Source organism: Salmonella sp. 741265050_HSA, from assembly GCF_046569445.1.
Lineage (GTDB): Bacteria > Pseudomonadota > Gammaproteobacteria > Enterobacterales > Enterobacteriaceae > Salmonella > Salmonella enterica.
In genome coordinates, this window is record NZ_JBKFSV010000019.1 from 55,001 (window position 1) to 69,841 (window position 14,841).

Consider the following 14,841-nt stretch of genomic DNA (forward strand, 5'->3'; position numbering starts at 1 on the left):
ATATCTGGAACTCGTTAAACCGGTATGTGTTTCCCCATATCGGAGAGATCAACATTGATGAACTCACGGCACAGCAGGTTATTGCAGCGCTGGAGCCTTGTCGCGCAGACGGTAAGCTGGAAACCGTAAAGCGAATGACGCAGCGGAGTGAACCGGCGTCACTTTGTGCATCAGGCGCATCCAAAGTGACGCCCCGGCCAGATACACTGGCGTTTGTCGGGCGAATTCCGGCGTTTTGGGCGCAGGTGAAGCAGATTAATTGTTGCTGGCATCTGTCACCGTTTTAGAGCAGACATACTTGAAAACTTCAAGTTCGCGCGATCGTTGCTTTCGGCAGCTGCCCTTTTTCATGCATCGCCTGAAGACTCTTTTGCAGTCCTGGGACTGCGTCAGTTGCTGTAAACATAGCATTCAGGATGCAATGGTCAAGCAATTATTTATTGTAATATTTTGATAATTAATGGTTTTATCATTCATGCGAGAGCATGATGTATTATGCGTTTTGAGACGGATACTGAAATTTTGGATGCGCCGCAGGCGTTTGTATTGATAATACAATTAACTATTCGCTCAGGTTGTCCTTCTCTCTTCCTGGATTGTTAAATTAAACAGGTGCCGACCCGATTATGTTTCCTGTCAGTGATTTGCTGGATTTACAAACGCTTTCTGAGTCAGTTGAACTGGAGTTTAAGCTGGCGCAGGGAGCGGATGGTAAAGGTAAGCTGCCGGAGGATTTCTGGCGAACATACAGCGCGATGGCGAATACCCGTGGTGGCTATGTCGTGCTGGGCGTCAGAGAAAAGAAAGGGAACTTTATCGTTGAGGGGATCGGCGATATTGCTACTGTTATGAAGCAACTGTTTGATATTGCCAATAACAAGAAAAAAGTAAATGTCAATTTACTGACCGATCAATCGGTACAGGTCATTAATCTTGATAATAAAATGGTCATTGTCATTGAGATCCCCATAGCAAGACGTGAGCAAAAACCGGTCTACCTTAACAACCAGCCGATGACGGAAACATACATCCGTCGCCACGAAGGGGACTGCCACTGTTCTGAAGAGCAAATCAAAAGAATGCTCGCGGAGCAGGTCGAGGATAGTCGTGATGACCGGATCCTGGCAGGGTTTGATTTCAGCGATATCGATCAGGACAGTTTGCGTGCTTACCGTAACCTCTTTGCGGTTGCGAAGCCTCAGCATCCCTGGCTGGAGCTGGATATCATCGATTTATTCAGGAACATTGGTGGCTGGCGAAAAAACCGCCAGAGCGGGGAAGAAGGCATCACTCTTGCGGGTATCCTGATGTTTGGTACCTGGAATGCTATTCAGGATGCGGTTCCAAACTATTTTGTTGATTATCGCGAGCGGGATGACACACAACCTGATTCCCGCTGGATCGACCGCATCTATCCGGATGGTTCATGGTCAGGCAATATTTTCGATTTTTACCGCCGGACATATCGAAAGCTCATTTCCGACCTTAAGGTGCCTTTTGAATTGCAGGACGGCATTCGGCTGGATGAAACCAAGGTTCATGAAGCTATCCGCGAGGCGCTTGTTAATACTCTGGTGCATGCTGATTACACGGGCCGAAGCTCGATCCTGGTCGTCAGGCGGCCGGATCTTTTTGGCTTCCGTAATCCTGGGCTGATGCGGATACCGCCGGAAATTGCAGTGAAGGGCGGGGAAAGCGATTGCCGTAACCGCCGTATACACCAGATGTTCTTAATGATTGGCGCAGGTGAACGTGCAGGATCTGGTGTGCCCAAAATCATGAGCGGTTGGAAATGGGCGAACTGGCGCACACCAAAATTGTATGAGAAAACAGAGCCTTCTGAACAAACACTGCTTGAGCTGTCGACGATAAGTCTTGTATCACAGGAGGTGACTGAGCGGCTTGATGATTTATTTGGTCAACGTTTTCATTTGCTTGATGATCTCGAACGAATGATCGTTATCACGGCGGCGACAGAAGGTTGGGTAAACCATGAGAGAGCATGTCAGCTCACAAGCAGACATTCCCGTGATGTTACCCTGGCATTTCCAAAGTTAGTGGATAAGGGCTTTCTTGTCGCCAGTGGTGAAAAGCGAGATAAATCATACAGCTTACCTGGAATGGAGTTGCCGTCTCCGGAAGAAGTTTTCGCTAATGCGTTAAGTTCTACATCGAACTTAACGCATAACGCACAGGACTTAACGCATAGTGACATCAGCTTAACGCATAGCGCTCCTGACTTAGTGGATAGTCATCAAGGAAGAGATGAACACGGCAGATTTATCAGTCACTTGCTAGATAAACCGTTTATTGATGATCTTGACGAACTGAGCGATGGATTTCGGGATGTACTTGAAGCATTAGCTGCGCCATCGCGGGAGCACCGTCGGCTGGAAGCCGGGGTAATGAAGGAGCTGCTTGTCCAGTTGTGCGATGGGCACTATTTATCTGTTGCGGTAATGGAAATATTGTTGGGACGTAAGGCGCAGAGTATTCGCCAGAATTACTTAAAACCTATGGTGGATTCAAAGCAACTGAAGCTGGCGTTTCCTAACAAGCCTAATTCGCCAAAACAGGGGTATACGCTATCTTAGTAGGCTTCTGGCTGTTGGGCCGCTCTCTGAGCGGCTTTTTTGCGTCTGTAGCTCAGCTATCTTCTACGCGTTTTATCGCGAAGTGGACGCTCGCACCACCAGTTCAGGCATGATCCCGTCGCTGTGGCTGACCTTCTTGCCCGCCAGCAAATCAAATAATAGCGTGATTGCCTGTCGCGCCACCTCATCAAGATGCATATTCACTGCCGTCAGCGGCGGCAGCGATTCGCGCGCGCGGATACCATCATAGCGGGTGACCACGCGCATCCGCTCCGGGATAGCTACTGCCTGTTCCTGAAAAGCGCGTACCGCGCCGCTGGCAAAGGTATCGATCAGCACCAGCACGCCGTCAACGTCGGGATGCGCCTGTAATAGCTGCTGCGCGGCCTGGTAGCCGGCATTTTCACCCTCGCTTTCATTGAGAGAGTAGACGACGGGGGCCTGGCGCCCCGCGCACCAGCACTGGTAAGCCGCTTCGCTCTCCAGAACTGATGTTCGCCGTGTGTTACCGACAAATAACGCACATTTGCTGGCGCCGGAGGCCTCCAGATGCGTTAGCAGAAGCTGTGCTGTTGCCGCCGAGTGCAGCTCCACCCACGGCACAGGCGTGTCGGTGCCCGGCGTGCGGCCAATGGTGACGCAGGGAATGCCCGCTTGCGCCAGCGCCTGGAGCTGCGGGTCGTTCTCCGCCGGCTCAATCAGGATCGCCGCGTCAAAGCTGACGGCATCCAGTGGATTTGCCCCCGGCGGCACCAGAATCAGCGCATGCTGTTTTTCCAGCGCCATCATCGCGGACGTTAACGCCACCTCCATCATAAATCCCAGTCGTGACGCGCCGGAGGCAATCGCCAGCGGCACCGAAGAGAGCAAGGCAATAGTATTAGTTTTGCCGGTTCGTAACTGGCGGGCGCGAATATTCGGCGTGTAGTTGAGCGCAACAATGGCCTCTTCAATACGCCGTCGCGTCTGCGGCTCGACAAAGCGGGTGTTGTGCAATGCATTGGATACTGTCCCTGGCGACACACCTGCATAGCGGGCAACATCAATCAACTTTGCGCGTTTTTTATTTTGAACAGCCATCTGCTTCCTGACCTGCGAAAATTTGCGCACAGGGTAGCATATTTACCAGACGGTAACGTTTGCTTTTTTTCGGTGAGGATCGTAAAAAACTCTTCATTAAAACGTTTTAATGGGGTATTTTGGCGCAAATTTATTCCTCAGGAGGCGATGTGGCACACTTAACTCAGGACTCGACTTTCACCCTTGGACGCCGTCTGGCGGGCCTTATCTACGCTGATAATGCGAAGAGCTTTGGCGGCTATACGCTTTTTGCGCCGCAAACCGCCGAAGGGCGGGTTTACCTGGTGGACGAGCAGGGCGAAGTCGCGCATCAGTGGCAGCTTCCGGTTCGCGCCGGGCGTGATGCGGTGCTGCTGCCGAACGGCAATCTGGGTTATAACGGCAGCCACCGCACTTCAGCGAACCTCTATCCGGCGTGGGATCTCTGGCACGGCGGCGACTTCTACGAAGTGACGCCGGATAACGAAATTGTCTGGCATTACGAAGATATTTACCATCACCATGATGCGCAATGGTTGGCGAACGGTAATCTGCTGTATACCGCCGCGTCGCCGTTACCTGCCGATATCGCCGCCCGTGTTACCGGCGGCGACCCGCGCCGCGATGCGCCGGACGGCGTGATTCAGAGCGACGTCGTCAAAGAGGTCAATCGCGACGGTGAAGTGGTCTGGGAATGGCGTGCCTGGGAGCATTTGAATCCGGAAGATTTCCCGATTCATGATATTTTCGACCGCCGCCACTGGCCGATGATTAACGGCCTGTCCGTCACCCGTGATGGCCTTGTGCTGATGAGCCTGCGTACCACTTCCGGCGTCATTGCCGTGGATAAAGAGAGCGGGAAGGTTATCTGGCATGCAGGGCCGGAAGTCGTAGCGCAGCAGCACACGCCGGTTGAGATGGAGAACGGGTCGATTCTGGTTTTCGATAACGGCAACCTGCGTCCCGGCGTCACCTCGCCGCATTCCACGGTGCTGGAGTTCGATCCGCAGACCAAAGCGATTACCTGGCAGTATCGCGATATCTTCCCGCCGGCGTTTTTCTCGCCGTATATGGGGAGCGCGCAGCGGCTGGCGAACGGCAACACCTTTATCTGTGAATCGGCGTTTGGCCGCCTGTTTGAAGTTACTCCGGAAGGCGAAACGGTATGGGAATATATCATTCCGTTCTTTAATGAATATCCGGAGCACCTCAGTAAAGGCATTATTCCTGGAAAACAGAACAGCGCCTTCCGTGCGCATCGCTATGCCGCTGATGCCATTAGTTGGTTGAAATAATACAGACCGCCAGCCCGCGCTGGCGGTTATTTTTTTGATGTTTTATGGGAGTTAATCATGCCGCAACCTGGCCTTACTACGCCGGATAACGATGCATTACCCTGGCAAACCACCTTACTTTTGGCGCTTCAGCATGTGCTGGTCGTTGCCGCCACCCCCATTACCTCCGTCTTTCTGATCGCCAAAGCGCTCCACTTTACCGATACGGTGACCGCCTCGGTACTTAGCGCGACCTTTCTGATGTGCGGTCTGGGCGCTATTTTGCAAAGCCTGGGTGTGAAAGGGGTGGGCGCGCGTTTGCCGTTTATTATGGTACCGGGGGGCGCGCCGATTGCGATTTTCGTTGCGATCGCTTTACAGACCAATATCCAGACCGCGATTGGCGCCGTAATTCTGACCTCGCTGTTCTACTTTATCGCGTTGCCGATTTTCCGCCGCTGCCTGCACCATTTTCCCCCCTTTATCATTGGCATCATGCTGCTAATGGTGTCGATTAACCTTATTCGCCTGTACGGCGGGTTGATCATTGGCCAGCCAGGGAGCGCCGACTTCGCTCATCCAACCAGTATCATTTTATCGCTGGGGACTATCCTGATAACGCTGATTTTCGCGCTGGCGTTTAGCGGTATTTTGCGCCAGCTGGCGGTGATGTTCGGCCTTTTAGCGGGAACGCTGCTGGGAATGGCGCTGGGCAGCACCGATTTTAGCGGTGTTAGTCACGGGCCGCTGTTTAGTTTCCCACAGCTTTTGCCGTTCGGCTGGCCGATTTTTGATCTCTCCGCCTCGCTGCCGTTGCTGATTTACGCGGTCATCTCTATGGCTGAAGCAACCGGGCAAACGATTGCGACCGCGGAAATAGTCAATTCTACGCAAAATGTGCAGCAGGCGATTCCACGCACCATTCGTGGTGATGCGGTAATGTCGCTGCTGGGGGGGATTTTTGGCACCTCCTTAATTATCACCTCCGGCGAAAATATTGGGGTGGTACGCACCACTAATGTGAAATCGCGTTTCGTGACTGCGGCTGCCGGAGGATTGTTAATCCTGATTGCCATATTCGCGCCGTTGGTACGTCTGGCGACCTGTCTGCCAGGTTCGGTGGTGTGCGGTACGGCGGTGATTGTCTTCAGCATTATCGGGGTTATCGGTATTGATATGATTGCGCGTGAGCCACTGCATACGCCGGGTAAAACCTACGCGCTGGCGATGGGGCTGGCCATGGGAATGCTACCTATACTGGTACCCGGCCTGTATCAGAATTTCCCGGCGGGCGTACAGATGGTCTTTGGCAACGGCATGGCAGCGGGGACGTTGACGGCGATTCTGGTGAACTCGTTGTTTAACTGGAGCGAAAAGCGCACGCAGGCCAGGGTCAAAAGTTAGTTTTTGTGATCGCGGTAGGCCGCACGACGGCCTACTTATTTACAATTTTGTGACATATTCGATGGTGTTTTTCAATGTCCGGATAACTCTTTTTTGCACACGGCTTATGGATAACCTCAGCATTTTCGCCTGTGCGTTTTAGCGTTAGTGGTATTAATCGCTCAGATAATCAACATATCGAAAGAAATTTTTCAATTAATGTCTAATTGTTAATCACTAACTGTTGCAAAATATTAAGTGAATAACTCTGCCTTTCTGCCTATAGCACAAATTTCCCTGCTGAAAATACCCTTCTGAACTTTTTTTAATCTTTGTTTGTTAATTCTCACCGTTGTTGTAAAAGCTGGTTACCTGTATTGACGTTTTGACATTCTATTGACAGATTGTAGGGAATGAGGGGCATTTTATGGAGAATCCGCACTGCAACTCAGTCGATTATGCGAACGGAATCCCCACCTCTCACTACTGACCTGACCAGGTAAAAAACAAAAAAGGCCGGGCGGTAAAAGCCTTTGCAAAGGGCAAAACAACATACATCACAATTGGAGCAGAAGAATGAGTATTTCCTTGAAGAAGTCAGGGATGCTGAAGCTTGGTTTGAGCCTGGTGGCCATGACCGTTGCAGCAAGCGTGCAGGCCAAAACCCTGGTTTATTGTTCAGAAGGCTCGCCGGAAGGCTTTAACCCACAGCTCTTTACGTCTGGCACCACCTATGATGCCAGCTCCGTACCTATCTATAACCGTCTGGTTGAATTCAAAACCGGCACCACGGAAGTGATCCCGGGTCTTGCTGAGAAGTGGGATATCAGCGAAGACGGTAAAACCTATACGTTCCACCTACGTAAAGGGGTGAAATGGCAATCCAGCAAGGATTTCAAACCTACGCGCGAGCTGAACGCCGATGATGTCGTGTTCTCTTTTGACCGGCAGAAAAACGAGCAGAACCCGTACCATAAAGTGTCTGGCGGCAGCTATGAATACTTTGAAGGCATGGGGTTGCCGGATCTGATTAGCGAAGTGAAGAAGGTAGACGATCACACGGTGCAGTTTGTGCTGACGCGTCCGGAAGCGCCGTTCCTTGCCGATTTAGCCATGGACTTCGCCTCTATTCTTTCTAAAGAATATGCTGACAACATGCTGAAAGCCGGTACGCCGGAAAAAGTGGATCTGAACCCGGTCGGCACTGGCCCGTTCCAACTGGTGCAATATCAGAAAGATTCCCGCATTCTCTACAAAGCTTTTGACGGCTACTGGGGCACGAAGCCGCAGATCGACCGTCTGGTCTTCTCCATCACCCCTGACGCCTCTGTGCGTTACGCCAAACTGCAGAAGAACGAATGTCAGGTGATGCCGTATCCGAACCCGGCGGATATTGCGCGCATGAAAGAGGATAAAAATATCAACCTGATGGAGCAGGCCGGTCTGAACGTGGGTTATCTCTCCTATAACGTGCAGAAAAAACCGCTGGATAACGTCAAAGTTCGCCAGGCGTTGACCTATGCCGTGAATAAAGAGGCCATCATCAAAGCCGTTTATCAGGGCGCGGGCGTTGCGGCGAAAAACCTGATCCCGCCGACAATGTGGGGCTACAACGACGATATTAAAGACTACGGCTACGATCCGGAAAAAGCGAAGGCGCTGCTGAAAGAAGCCGGTCTGGAAAAAGGCTTCACCATCGATCTGTGGGCGATGCCGGTACAGCGTCCCTATAACCCGAATGCGCGTCGTATGGCGGAAATGATCCAGGCGGACTGGGCGAAGATTGGCGTTCAGGCCAAAATTGTCACCTATGAATGGGGCGAATACCTCAAGCGCGCTAAAGATGGCGAGCACCAGACGGTGATGATGGGCTGGACCGGCGATAATGGCGATCCGGATAACTTCTTCGCCACTCTGTTCAGCTGCGATGCCGCCCAGCAAGGCTCCAACTATTCAAAATGGTGCTACAAGCCGTTTGAAGACCTGATTCAGCCTGCGCGTGCGACCGATGACCACAACAAGCGTATTGAACTCTATAAACAGGCCCAGGTGGTGATGCATGACCAGGCGCCAGCGCTGATCATCGCTCACTCCACGGTTTATGAGCCAGTACGTAAAGAAGTTAAAGGCTATGTGGTTGATCCATTAGGCAAACATCACTTCGAAAACGTCTCTGTCGAATAATTAAAAGAGCGCTGCGCCCCGGTGTTGTGTAGGCCGGATAAGCGCAGCGCCATCCGGCGTAATGCTTTATCCGCGATGCAGTTTGCGTGGGATAAGATTTGTGAGCAATACAGACTCACGGTTCCAGGCCGTGCGTCATGAGAGAGAATTCGGGTTATGTTGCAGTTCATTCTCCGACGTTTGGGACTCGTTATCCCGACGTTTATCGGTATTACCCTTCTCACCTTTGCCTTTGTCCACATGATCCCCGGCGATCCGGTGATGATCATGGCGGGTGAGCGAGGTATTTCCCCTGAGCGTCATGCTCAACTGCTGGCTGAACTCGGTCTTGATAAACCGATGTGGCAGCAGTACCTCCATTATATCTGGGGGGTGATGCATGGCGATTTAGGCATCTCGCTGAAAAGCCGAATCCCCGTGTGGGACGAGTTTGTGCCTCGCTTTAAAGCGACGCTGGAACTTGGCGTCTGCGCCATGATTTTTGCCGTCGCCGTGGGGATTCCGGTGGGCGTGCTGGCCGCAGTGAAGCGCGGTTCTATCTTCGATCACACTGCCGTTGGCCTGGCGCTGACCGGTTACTCTATGCCTATCTTCTGGTGGGGCATGATGCTGATCATGCTGGTCTCCGTCCACTGGAACCTGACGCCGGTTTCCGGGCGCGTGAGCGATATGGTGTTCCTTGATGATACCAATCCGTTGACGGGCTTTATGCTGATCGACACCGCTATCTGGGGCGAAGAGGGTAACTTTATTGATGCGCTGGCGCATATGATCCTGCCTGCGATGGTGCTCGGCACAATCCCGCTGGCCGTCATTGTGCGTATGACCCGTTCGTCGATGCTGGAAGTGCTGGGGGAGGATTACATCCGTACCGCACGCGCCAAAGGGTTGACCAGGATGCGCGTCATTATCGTCCATGCTCTGCGTAACGCCATGCTGCCAGTCGTCACCGTGATCGGCCTGCAGGTCGGGACGCTGCTGGCGGGCGCGATTCTGACAGAAACTATCTTCTCGTGGCCCGGTCTGGGGCGCTGGCTGATCGATGCGCTGCAACGCCGCGATTATCCGGTAGTGCAGGGCGGCGTGTTACTGGTAGCGACGATGATTATTCTCGTCAACCTGCTGGTAGACCTGCTGTACGGCGTGGTGAACCCGCGTATTCGGCATAAGAAGTAAGGGGCCATCATGTCACAGGTTACTGAAAATAATGTTAATGCCGCACCGGCGCCCATGACGCCATTGCGGGAGTTCTGGCACTATTTCAAACGCAATAAAGGCGCGGTCGTCGGGCTGGCGTATGTTCTCATCGTGATCCTGATTGCGGTGTTTGCCAACTTTATTGCGCCGTACAACCCGGCAGAGCAGTTCCGCGATGCGCTGCTGGCGCCGCCGGTCTGGCAGGAAGGCGGCAGTTGGGCGCATATTCTGGGAACGGATGATGTTGGTCGCGATGTCCTCTCGCGCCTGATGTATGGCGCGCGTTTGTCGCTGCTGGTCGGCTGTCTGGTGGTTGTCCTGTCGCTGGTAATGGGGATTATTCTCGGCCTGGTCGCGGGCTACTTCGGCGGTCTGGTCGATAACATCATCATGCGCGTGGTCGATATTATGCTGGCCCTGCCGAGCCTGCTGCTGGCGCTGGTGCTGGTGGCGATCTTCGGCCCCTCCATCGGCAACGCTGCGCTGGCGTTGACGTTTGTGGCGCTGCCGCACTATGTCCGCTTAACCCGCGCGGCGGTTCTGGTAGAGGTGAACCGCGATTATGTGACTGCCTCCCGCGTGGCGGGCGCAGGCGCGATGCGTCAGATGTTCGTCAATATTTTCCCGAACTGCCTTGCGCCGCTGATTGTTCAGGCATCGCTCGGTTTCTCTAACGCCATTCTCGATATGGCCGCCCTCGGCTTTCTTGGCATGGGCGCACAGCCGCCAACGCCGGAGTGGGGCACCATGCTCTCTGACGTATTGCAGTTCGCGCAAAGCGCCTGGTGGGTCGTGACCTTCCCGGGGCTGGCGATTCTGCTGACGGTACTGGCATTTAACCTGATGGGTGACGGTCTGCGTGACGCGCTCGATCCCAAACTGAAGCAGTAAGAGGTTCGAGATGGCGTTATTAAATGTAGATCAATTATCGGTGCACTTCGGCGACGAAGGGACACCGTTCAAAGCCGTCGACCGCATTAGCTACAGCGTGAAGCAGGGTGAGGTGGTCGGTATTGTCGGCGAGTCTGGTTCCGGCAAATCCGTCAGCTCGCTGGCGATTATGGGGCTTATCGATTACCCAGGCCGCGTGATGGCGGAAAACCTGCTCTTTAACGGACAGGATCTGAAGCGCATTTCCGAGAAGGAACGTCGCAACCTGGTGGGCGCTGAAGTGGCGATGATTTTCCAGGACCCGATGACCAGCCTCAATCCTTGCTATACCGTTGGCTTTCAGATTATGGAAGCCATCAAGGTACATCAGGGCGGGAACAAGAAAACCCGTCGTCAGCGAGCGATTGACCTGTTGAACCAGGTGGGTATTCCCGATCCGGCTTCTCGTCTGGATGTCTATCCGCACCAGCTTTCTGGCGGCATGAGTCAGCGTGTGATGATTGCGATGGCAATAGCCTGTCGACCAAAGCTGTTAATTGCCGATGAACCGACCACGGCGCTGGATGTGACCATTCAGGCGCAAATTATTGAGCTGCTACTGGAGTTGCAGCAAAAAGAGAACATGGCGCTGGTGCTGATTACCCATGACCTGGCGCTGGTGGCGGAAGCGGCGCACAAAATTATCGTCATGTACGCCGGGCAGGTCGTCGAAACTGGCGCTGCGCAGGATATTTTCCGCGCGCCGCGTCATCCCTACACGCAGGCACTGCTACGCGCGTTGCCGGAGTTTGCGCAAGATAAAGCGCGTCTGGCGTCGCTGCCGGGCGTGGTGCCGGGGAAATATGACCGACCGACGGGCTGTCTGCTTAACCCGCGCTGCCCCTACGCCACGGACAGATGCCGTGCGGAAGAACCTGCTCTCAACCAACTGGACGATGGTCGTCAGTCAAAATGTCATTACCCACTCGATGATGCCGGGAGGCCCACACTATGAGCACGCATGAGGCCACCTTGCAACAGCCGCTGTTGCGGGCTATCGACCTGAAAAAACACTATCCGGTGAAGAAGGGGATCTTTTCTCCGGAACGGCTGGTAAAAGCGCTGGACGGCGTGTCGTTTAATCTCGAACGCGGTAAAACGCTGGCCGTAGTGGGGGAGTCCGGTTGTGGAAAATCCACACTGGGCCGCCTGCTGACGATGATTGAAACGCCAACCGGCGGCGAGCTTTATTACCAGGGGCAGGATCTGCTTAAACACGATCCGCACGCGCAGAAACTGCGGCGGCAGAAAATTCAGATTGTGTTTCAGAACCCCTACGGTTCCCTGAACCCACGCAAGAAAGTGGGGCAAATTCTGGAAGAGCCGTTGCTGATCAATACCAGCCTGAGTAAAGCGCAGCGTCGTGAAAAAGCGCTGGCGATGATGGCGAAGGTGGGGCTGAAAACCGAGCACTACGACCGCTATCCGCATATGTTCTCCGGCGGCCAGCGTCAGCGTATCGCTATCGCCCGCGGTCTAATGCTTGATCCGGACGTAGTGATTGCCGACGAACCGGTCTCCGCGCTCGACGTGTCGGTGCGCGCCCAGGTGCTGAACCTGATGATGGATTTGCAACAGGATATGGGGCTGTCTTATGTCTTTATCTCGCACGACCTGTCGGTGGTGGAACACATTGCCGATGAAGTGATGGTCATGTACTTAGGCCGCTGCGTGGAGAAAGGGACCAAAGAGCAGATTTTTAACAATCCACGTCATCCCTATACCCAGGCGTTGCTCTCCGCCACGCCGCGGCTGAATCCGGACGATCGCCGTGAGCGGATTAAGCTGACCGGCGAGTTGCCAAGTCCGCTGAACCCGCCGCCGGGCTGCGCCTTCAACGCCCGCTGCCGCCGTCGCTTCGGACCCTGCACGCAGTTACAGCCGCAGCTTAAAGAGTACGACGGCCAGTTGGTGGCCTGCTTTGCCGTCGATCAGGATGAAAACCCGCAGAAACCGTTGAGTTAATTGCGTTTTATGCCGGATGGCGGCTGTGCCTTATCAAGCCTACATCGTACCTGTAGGCCTGGTAAGCGTAGCGCCACGGGGCATGGCTCTCCGGTACGACTTAGAGCCTATCCCATTAGGGCTATTTTACTTGCCATTTTGGTCCTGGGCAGTGCTCAAAATCCTCACGTACTACGTGTACGCTCCGGTTTTTGCGCGCTGTCCGTGTCCAAACTGGCTGCGCCAATAACGCCTGGTGGGATAGGCTCTTATTCAATCAATTTTAATAACGGCGACAGGCACAACAATATTCCATATAACAGAATAAGCCAGGTTTTCAGGCCGCGTAATTTTTCCAGTTGCGCTACTTTATAAATCAGGAAAAAGGGAATAATACACGCGACAATGCCATAAAGCGGACTGCCTAACTGGAAAAAGACCAATACTGAGACGCGAAACGAAACCCAGATAACCAGAGTCACCACGATAAAGACACAGATACCAGATGTCAGTAACAGTGGGTTGACGTTTTTGACATCCATAATACGACTCAATACATTCAGTACAATACCTTTAAGCGCTTCGTGAAAACCTAAATAAATACCAAAGAACGCGGTAAGTACGGCAAAAATATTGAGGATGGTAGAGGTAATGTGGATGATATGGCCAGGGATTACCTGAGCTGCCAGCGCAAGGGCGGAAATATTCTGCTCGAACGCTGATACCGCCTCTTCATGGCTAATCGAAAAGGTAAACGAGAACGAGAAAAAGAGAATAATGGCAATCAGCGTAATATAGCTAATGCGGTGCGTGCGAATCGCCATCCGGGTGGCCAGCACACGGTCAGGTTCGCGCTTACGATAGGCGATGTTCATTGGGTTTAGCACCTGAATGAAGACCGCAGAAAAGAAGCAAAATGGGATAGTGAGCAGTACGTCGCGAAAGAAAACCGATGCGGCGGGAAAGGCGGAAATATTATCAAGATTCCAGTGTGGGATCATCGCAAAACCGAATATCAGAATGATCCCGACTTTTACCACCACCATCGGGCCGGAAATTTTAAATAATAGCTTTTCCCCGCCGGAGGCAATCACCACCAGCACGGCGAAAATCGCGACTTTATAGATAATAGACTGCGAAAGATCGGCCTCAGTAAGGCCGAAGGTTTTGATATAGGAGGCGCTATCAAACACCACCGACAGGGAGTAAATAAACACCCCGTGGATAATCATAAGAAAATAGATTACACCGAGAAAAATGCCCCAGTTTTTGCCAAGATAGTGACTGATAATATCCGTATAATCGTCACAGGTTTCGCTTTCAGATAACGTTTTTAGATAAATATCCTGCACAATATAGGTAGCGGGATAGGCGATGATAAAAGCGGTAATAAATACCCAGATCCCCTTGAGACCGATTTGCACTGGCATTAAGACGGTACCGGCGCCGATCGCCATACCGATACACAAGAGCACCCAGCCAAAATCATATTTTGTAAACGGTAATCTCGTTGAAAGCGGTGTGGTCGTAGCGTTACTGTTATTTAATGGTAATGTGTCGTCCTGCATAGAGCCCCCTGCCCAAAATATACGCAGCTCTCTCATAAAGAATGCTGCCTATAACCAGGCTATAGTGCCTTGATACCCGATGCGGCAAACCGGTGACAGCGGTTCGCCGAGCAATCGTCAGAATGCTGCTTTTCTGCTGGCGCGTTCAAGGTCATGAATAATATCGTCGGGATCTTCAGGTCCCGCTGAAAGACGGATAAGTTCGTCGGTAATACCTGCTTTTAGCCATTCCTCTGGCGCAACAGGCGAATATGTCATAGACGCAGGATGCTGAACGAGGGTTTCGGTATCACCGGGACTGGCCGCGAGGAGGCATAATTTACAGAATTGAGCGGCTGACTGCCAGCCTCAGAAATGCTGAATGTATTCTGGCAAATAAAAGTAATCGTCTGCGAAGCGTCACGCAGATTGCACGTTAGCGCCGTGCCGGGACGGGGATTTTGCCGTAATATCAGCAGCAAGCCGGGTTTACCCGGTGAGGCGCAATGTTGCGGGGGCTTGATCCCCGGCGGCATAGGTTGCTGGATAGAGAAAACCCCCGCACGTTGACTGGTATAAACCTGGCAACCTGACGGGGGCTAACTTGAACCTCAACACATCAAGGATAGCCGCGAACGGTTGCCATTGCAACAAGGCGGCTATATGTGTTAACCCAAAGCTGTAATGTCCCCTTTGACCAATTCTAAAATGTCCCCTGCTGATTTTCCC

11 protein-coding genes and 1 pseudogene (1 of these 12 running past the window's edge) are annotated in these 14,841 nt (G+C 52.8%); 9 read left to right on the forward strand and 3 right to left on the reverse strand.

Features of this window, described 5'->3' with window-relative positions; all coding sequences use genetic code 11:
• Positions 1-287: the 3' portion of a phage integrase central domain-containing protein gene (locus ACLD4F_RS20400; protein ID WP_023218873.1), read on the forward strand. Its footprint begins 79 nt before the window's first position; only the last 287 of its 366 coding nucleotides appear in the window; its start codon lies beyond the left edge, outside the window; its stop codon occupies positions 285-287.
• A 339-nt stretch (positions 288-626) separates the two neighbouring features.
• The gene (locus ACLD4F_RS20405; RefSeq protein WP_023218874.1) at positions 627-2,594 is read left to right on the forward strand and encodes an RNA-binding domain-containing protein; all 1,968 of its coding nucleotides are present in this window, start codon (positions 627-629) and stop codon (positions 2,592-2,594) included.
• A 72-nt stretch (positions 2,595-2,666) separates the two neighbouring features.
• On the opposite strand, the gene ACLD4F_RS20410 is transcribed toward ACLD4F_RS20405, so the two are convergent.
• Positions 2,667-3,674 carry a substrate-binding domain-containing protein gene (locus ACLD4F_RS20410; protein ID WP_023218875.1) on the reverse strand — a complete coding sequence of 336 codons (1,008 nt, stop codon included), beginning with the start codon at positions 3,672-3,674 and terminating at the stop codon, positions 2,667-2,669.
• A 149-nt stretch (positions 3,675-3,823) separates the two neighbouring features.
• On the opposite strand from ACLD4F_RS20410, the gene ACLD4F_RS20415 reads away from it, so the two are divergent.
• From ACLD4F_RS20415 to dppF, 7 genes are all read left to right on the forward strand, one after another.
• Positions 3,824-4,948: an aryl-sulfate sulfotransferase gene (locus tag ACLD4F_RS20415; protein WP_000940806.1), complete on the forward strand. Its 1,125-nt coding sequence runs from the start codon at positions 3,824-3,826 to the stop codon at positions 4,946-4,948.
• 57 nt (positions 4,949-5,005) lie between these two features.
• Positions 5,006-6,331, forward strand: a complete 1,326-nt coding sequence (locus ACLD4F_RS20420; RefSeq protein ID WP_001136079.1) for a uracil-xanthine permease family protein — start codon at positions 5,006-5,008, stop codon at positions 6,329-6,331.
• Positions 6,332-6,886: 555 nt separating this feature from the next.
• Positions 6,887-8,494, forward strand: a complete 1,608-nt coding sequence (dppA, locus tag ACLD4F_RS20425) for a dipeptide ABC transporter periplasmic-binding protein DppA (RefSeq protein WP_000028049.1) — start codon at positions 6,887-6,889, stop codon at positions 8,492-8,494.
• Positions 8,495-8,650: 156 nt separating this feature from the next.
• Positions 8,651-9,670 (forward strand): dipeptide ABC transporter permease DppB, encoded by a 1,020-nt coding sequence (dppB, locus tag ACLD4F_RS20430; protein WP_000938843.1) that lies wholly within the window; start codon positions 8,651-8,653, stop codon positions 9,668-9,670.
• Positions 9,671-9,679: 9 nt separating this feature from the next.
• Complete coding sequence (dppC, locus tag ACLD4F_RS20435; protein ID WP_000084690.1) at positions 9,680-10,582, forward strand: dipeptide ABC transporter permease DppC; 903 nt, start codon at positions 9,680-9,682, stop codon at positions 10,580-10,582.
• A gap of 10 nt (positions 10,583-10,592) precedes the next feature.
• Complete coding sequence (gene dppD / locus ACLD4F_RS20440; protein WP_001196509.1) at positions 10,593-11,576, forward strand: dipeptide ABC transporter ATP-binding protein; 984 nt, start codon at positions 10,593-10,595, stop codon at positions 11,574-11,576.
• Positions 11,573-12,586: a dipeptide ABC transporter ATP-binding subunit DppF gene (gene dppF / locus ACLD4F_RS20445; protein ID WP_000103561.1), complete on the forward strand. Its 1,014-nt coding sequence runs from the start codon at positions 11,573-11,575 to the stop codon at positions 12,584-12,586. Before dppD ends, dppF begins: the two co-directional genes overlap by 4 nt.
• A 248-nt stretch (positions 12,587-12,834) precedes the next feature.
• Here dppF and ACLD4F_RS20450 read toward each other — a convergent pair whose 3' ends face one another.
• Together ACLD4F_RS20450 and ACLD4F_RS20455 are read right to left on the reverse strand one after the other, a co-directional pair.
• Positions 12,835-14,133, reverse strand: coding sequence for an aromatic amino acid transport family protein (locus ACLD4F_RS20450; protein ID WP_052931581.1), 1,299 nt, complete (start codon positions 14,131-14,133; stop codon positions 12,835-12,837).
• Positions 14,134-14,250: 117 nt separating this feature from the next.
• A pseudogene (locus ACLD4F_RS20455) lies at positions 14,251-14,403 on the reverse strand (PLP-dependent transferase); the annotation flags it as partial.
• Positions 14,404-14,841: the final 438 nt, after the last annotated feature.

Coding starts and splice junctions, on each gene's coding strand:
- ACLD4F_RS20405 (WP_023218874.1), top strand. CDS start 627: ATGTTTCCTGTCAGTGATTTGCTGGATTTACAAACGCTTTCTGAGTCA.
- ACLD4F_RS20410 (WP_023218875.1), bottom strand. CDS start 3,674: ATGGCTGTTCAAAATAAAAAACGCGCAAAGTTGATTGATGTTGCCCGC.
- ACLD4F_RS20420 (WP_001136079.1), top strand. CDS start 5,006: ATGCCGCAACCTGGCCTTACTACGCCGGATAACGATGCATTACCCTGG.
- dppA (WP_000028049.1), top strand. CDS start 6,887: ATGAGTATTTCCTTGAAGAAGTCAGGGATGCTGAAGCTTGGTTTGAGC.
- dppB (WP_000938843.1), top strand. CDS start 8,651: ATGTTGCAGTTCATTCTCCGACGTTTGGGACTCGTTATCCCGACGTTT.
- dppC (WP_000084690.1), top strand. CDS start 9,680: ATGTCACAGGTTACTGAAAATAATGTTAATGCCGCACCGGCGCCCATG.
- dppD (WP_001196509.1), top strand. CDS start 10,593: ATGGCGTTATTAAATGTAGATCAATTATCGGTGCACTTCGGCGACGAA.
- dppF (WP_000103561.1), top strand. CDS start 11,573: ATGAGCACGCATGAGGCCACCTTGCAACAGCCGCTGTTGCGGGCTATC.
- ACLD4F_RS20450 (WP_052931581.1), bottom strand. CDS start 14,133: ATGCAGGACGACACATTACCATTAAATAACAGTAACGCTACGACCACA.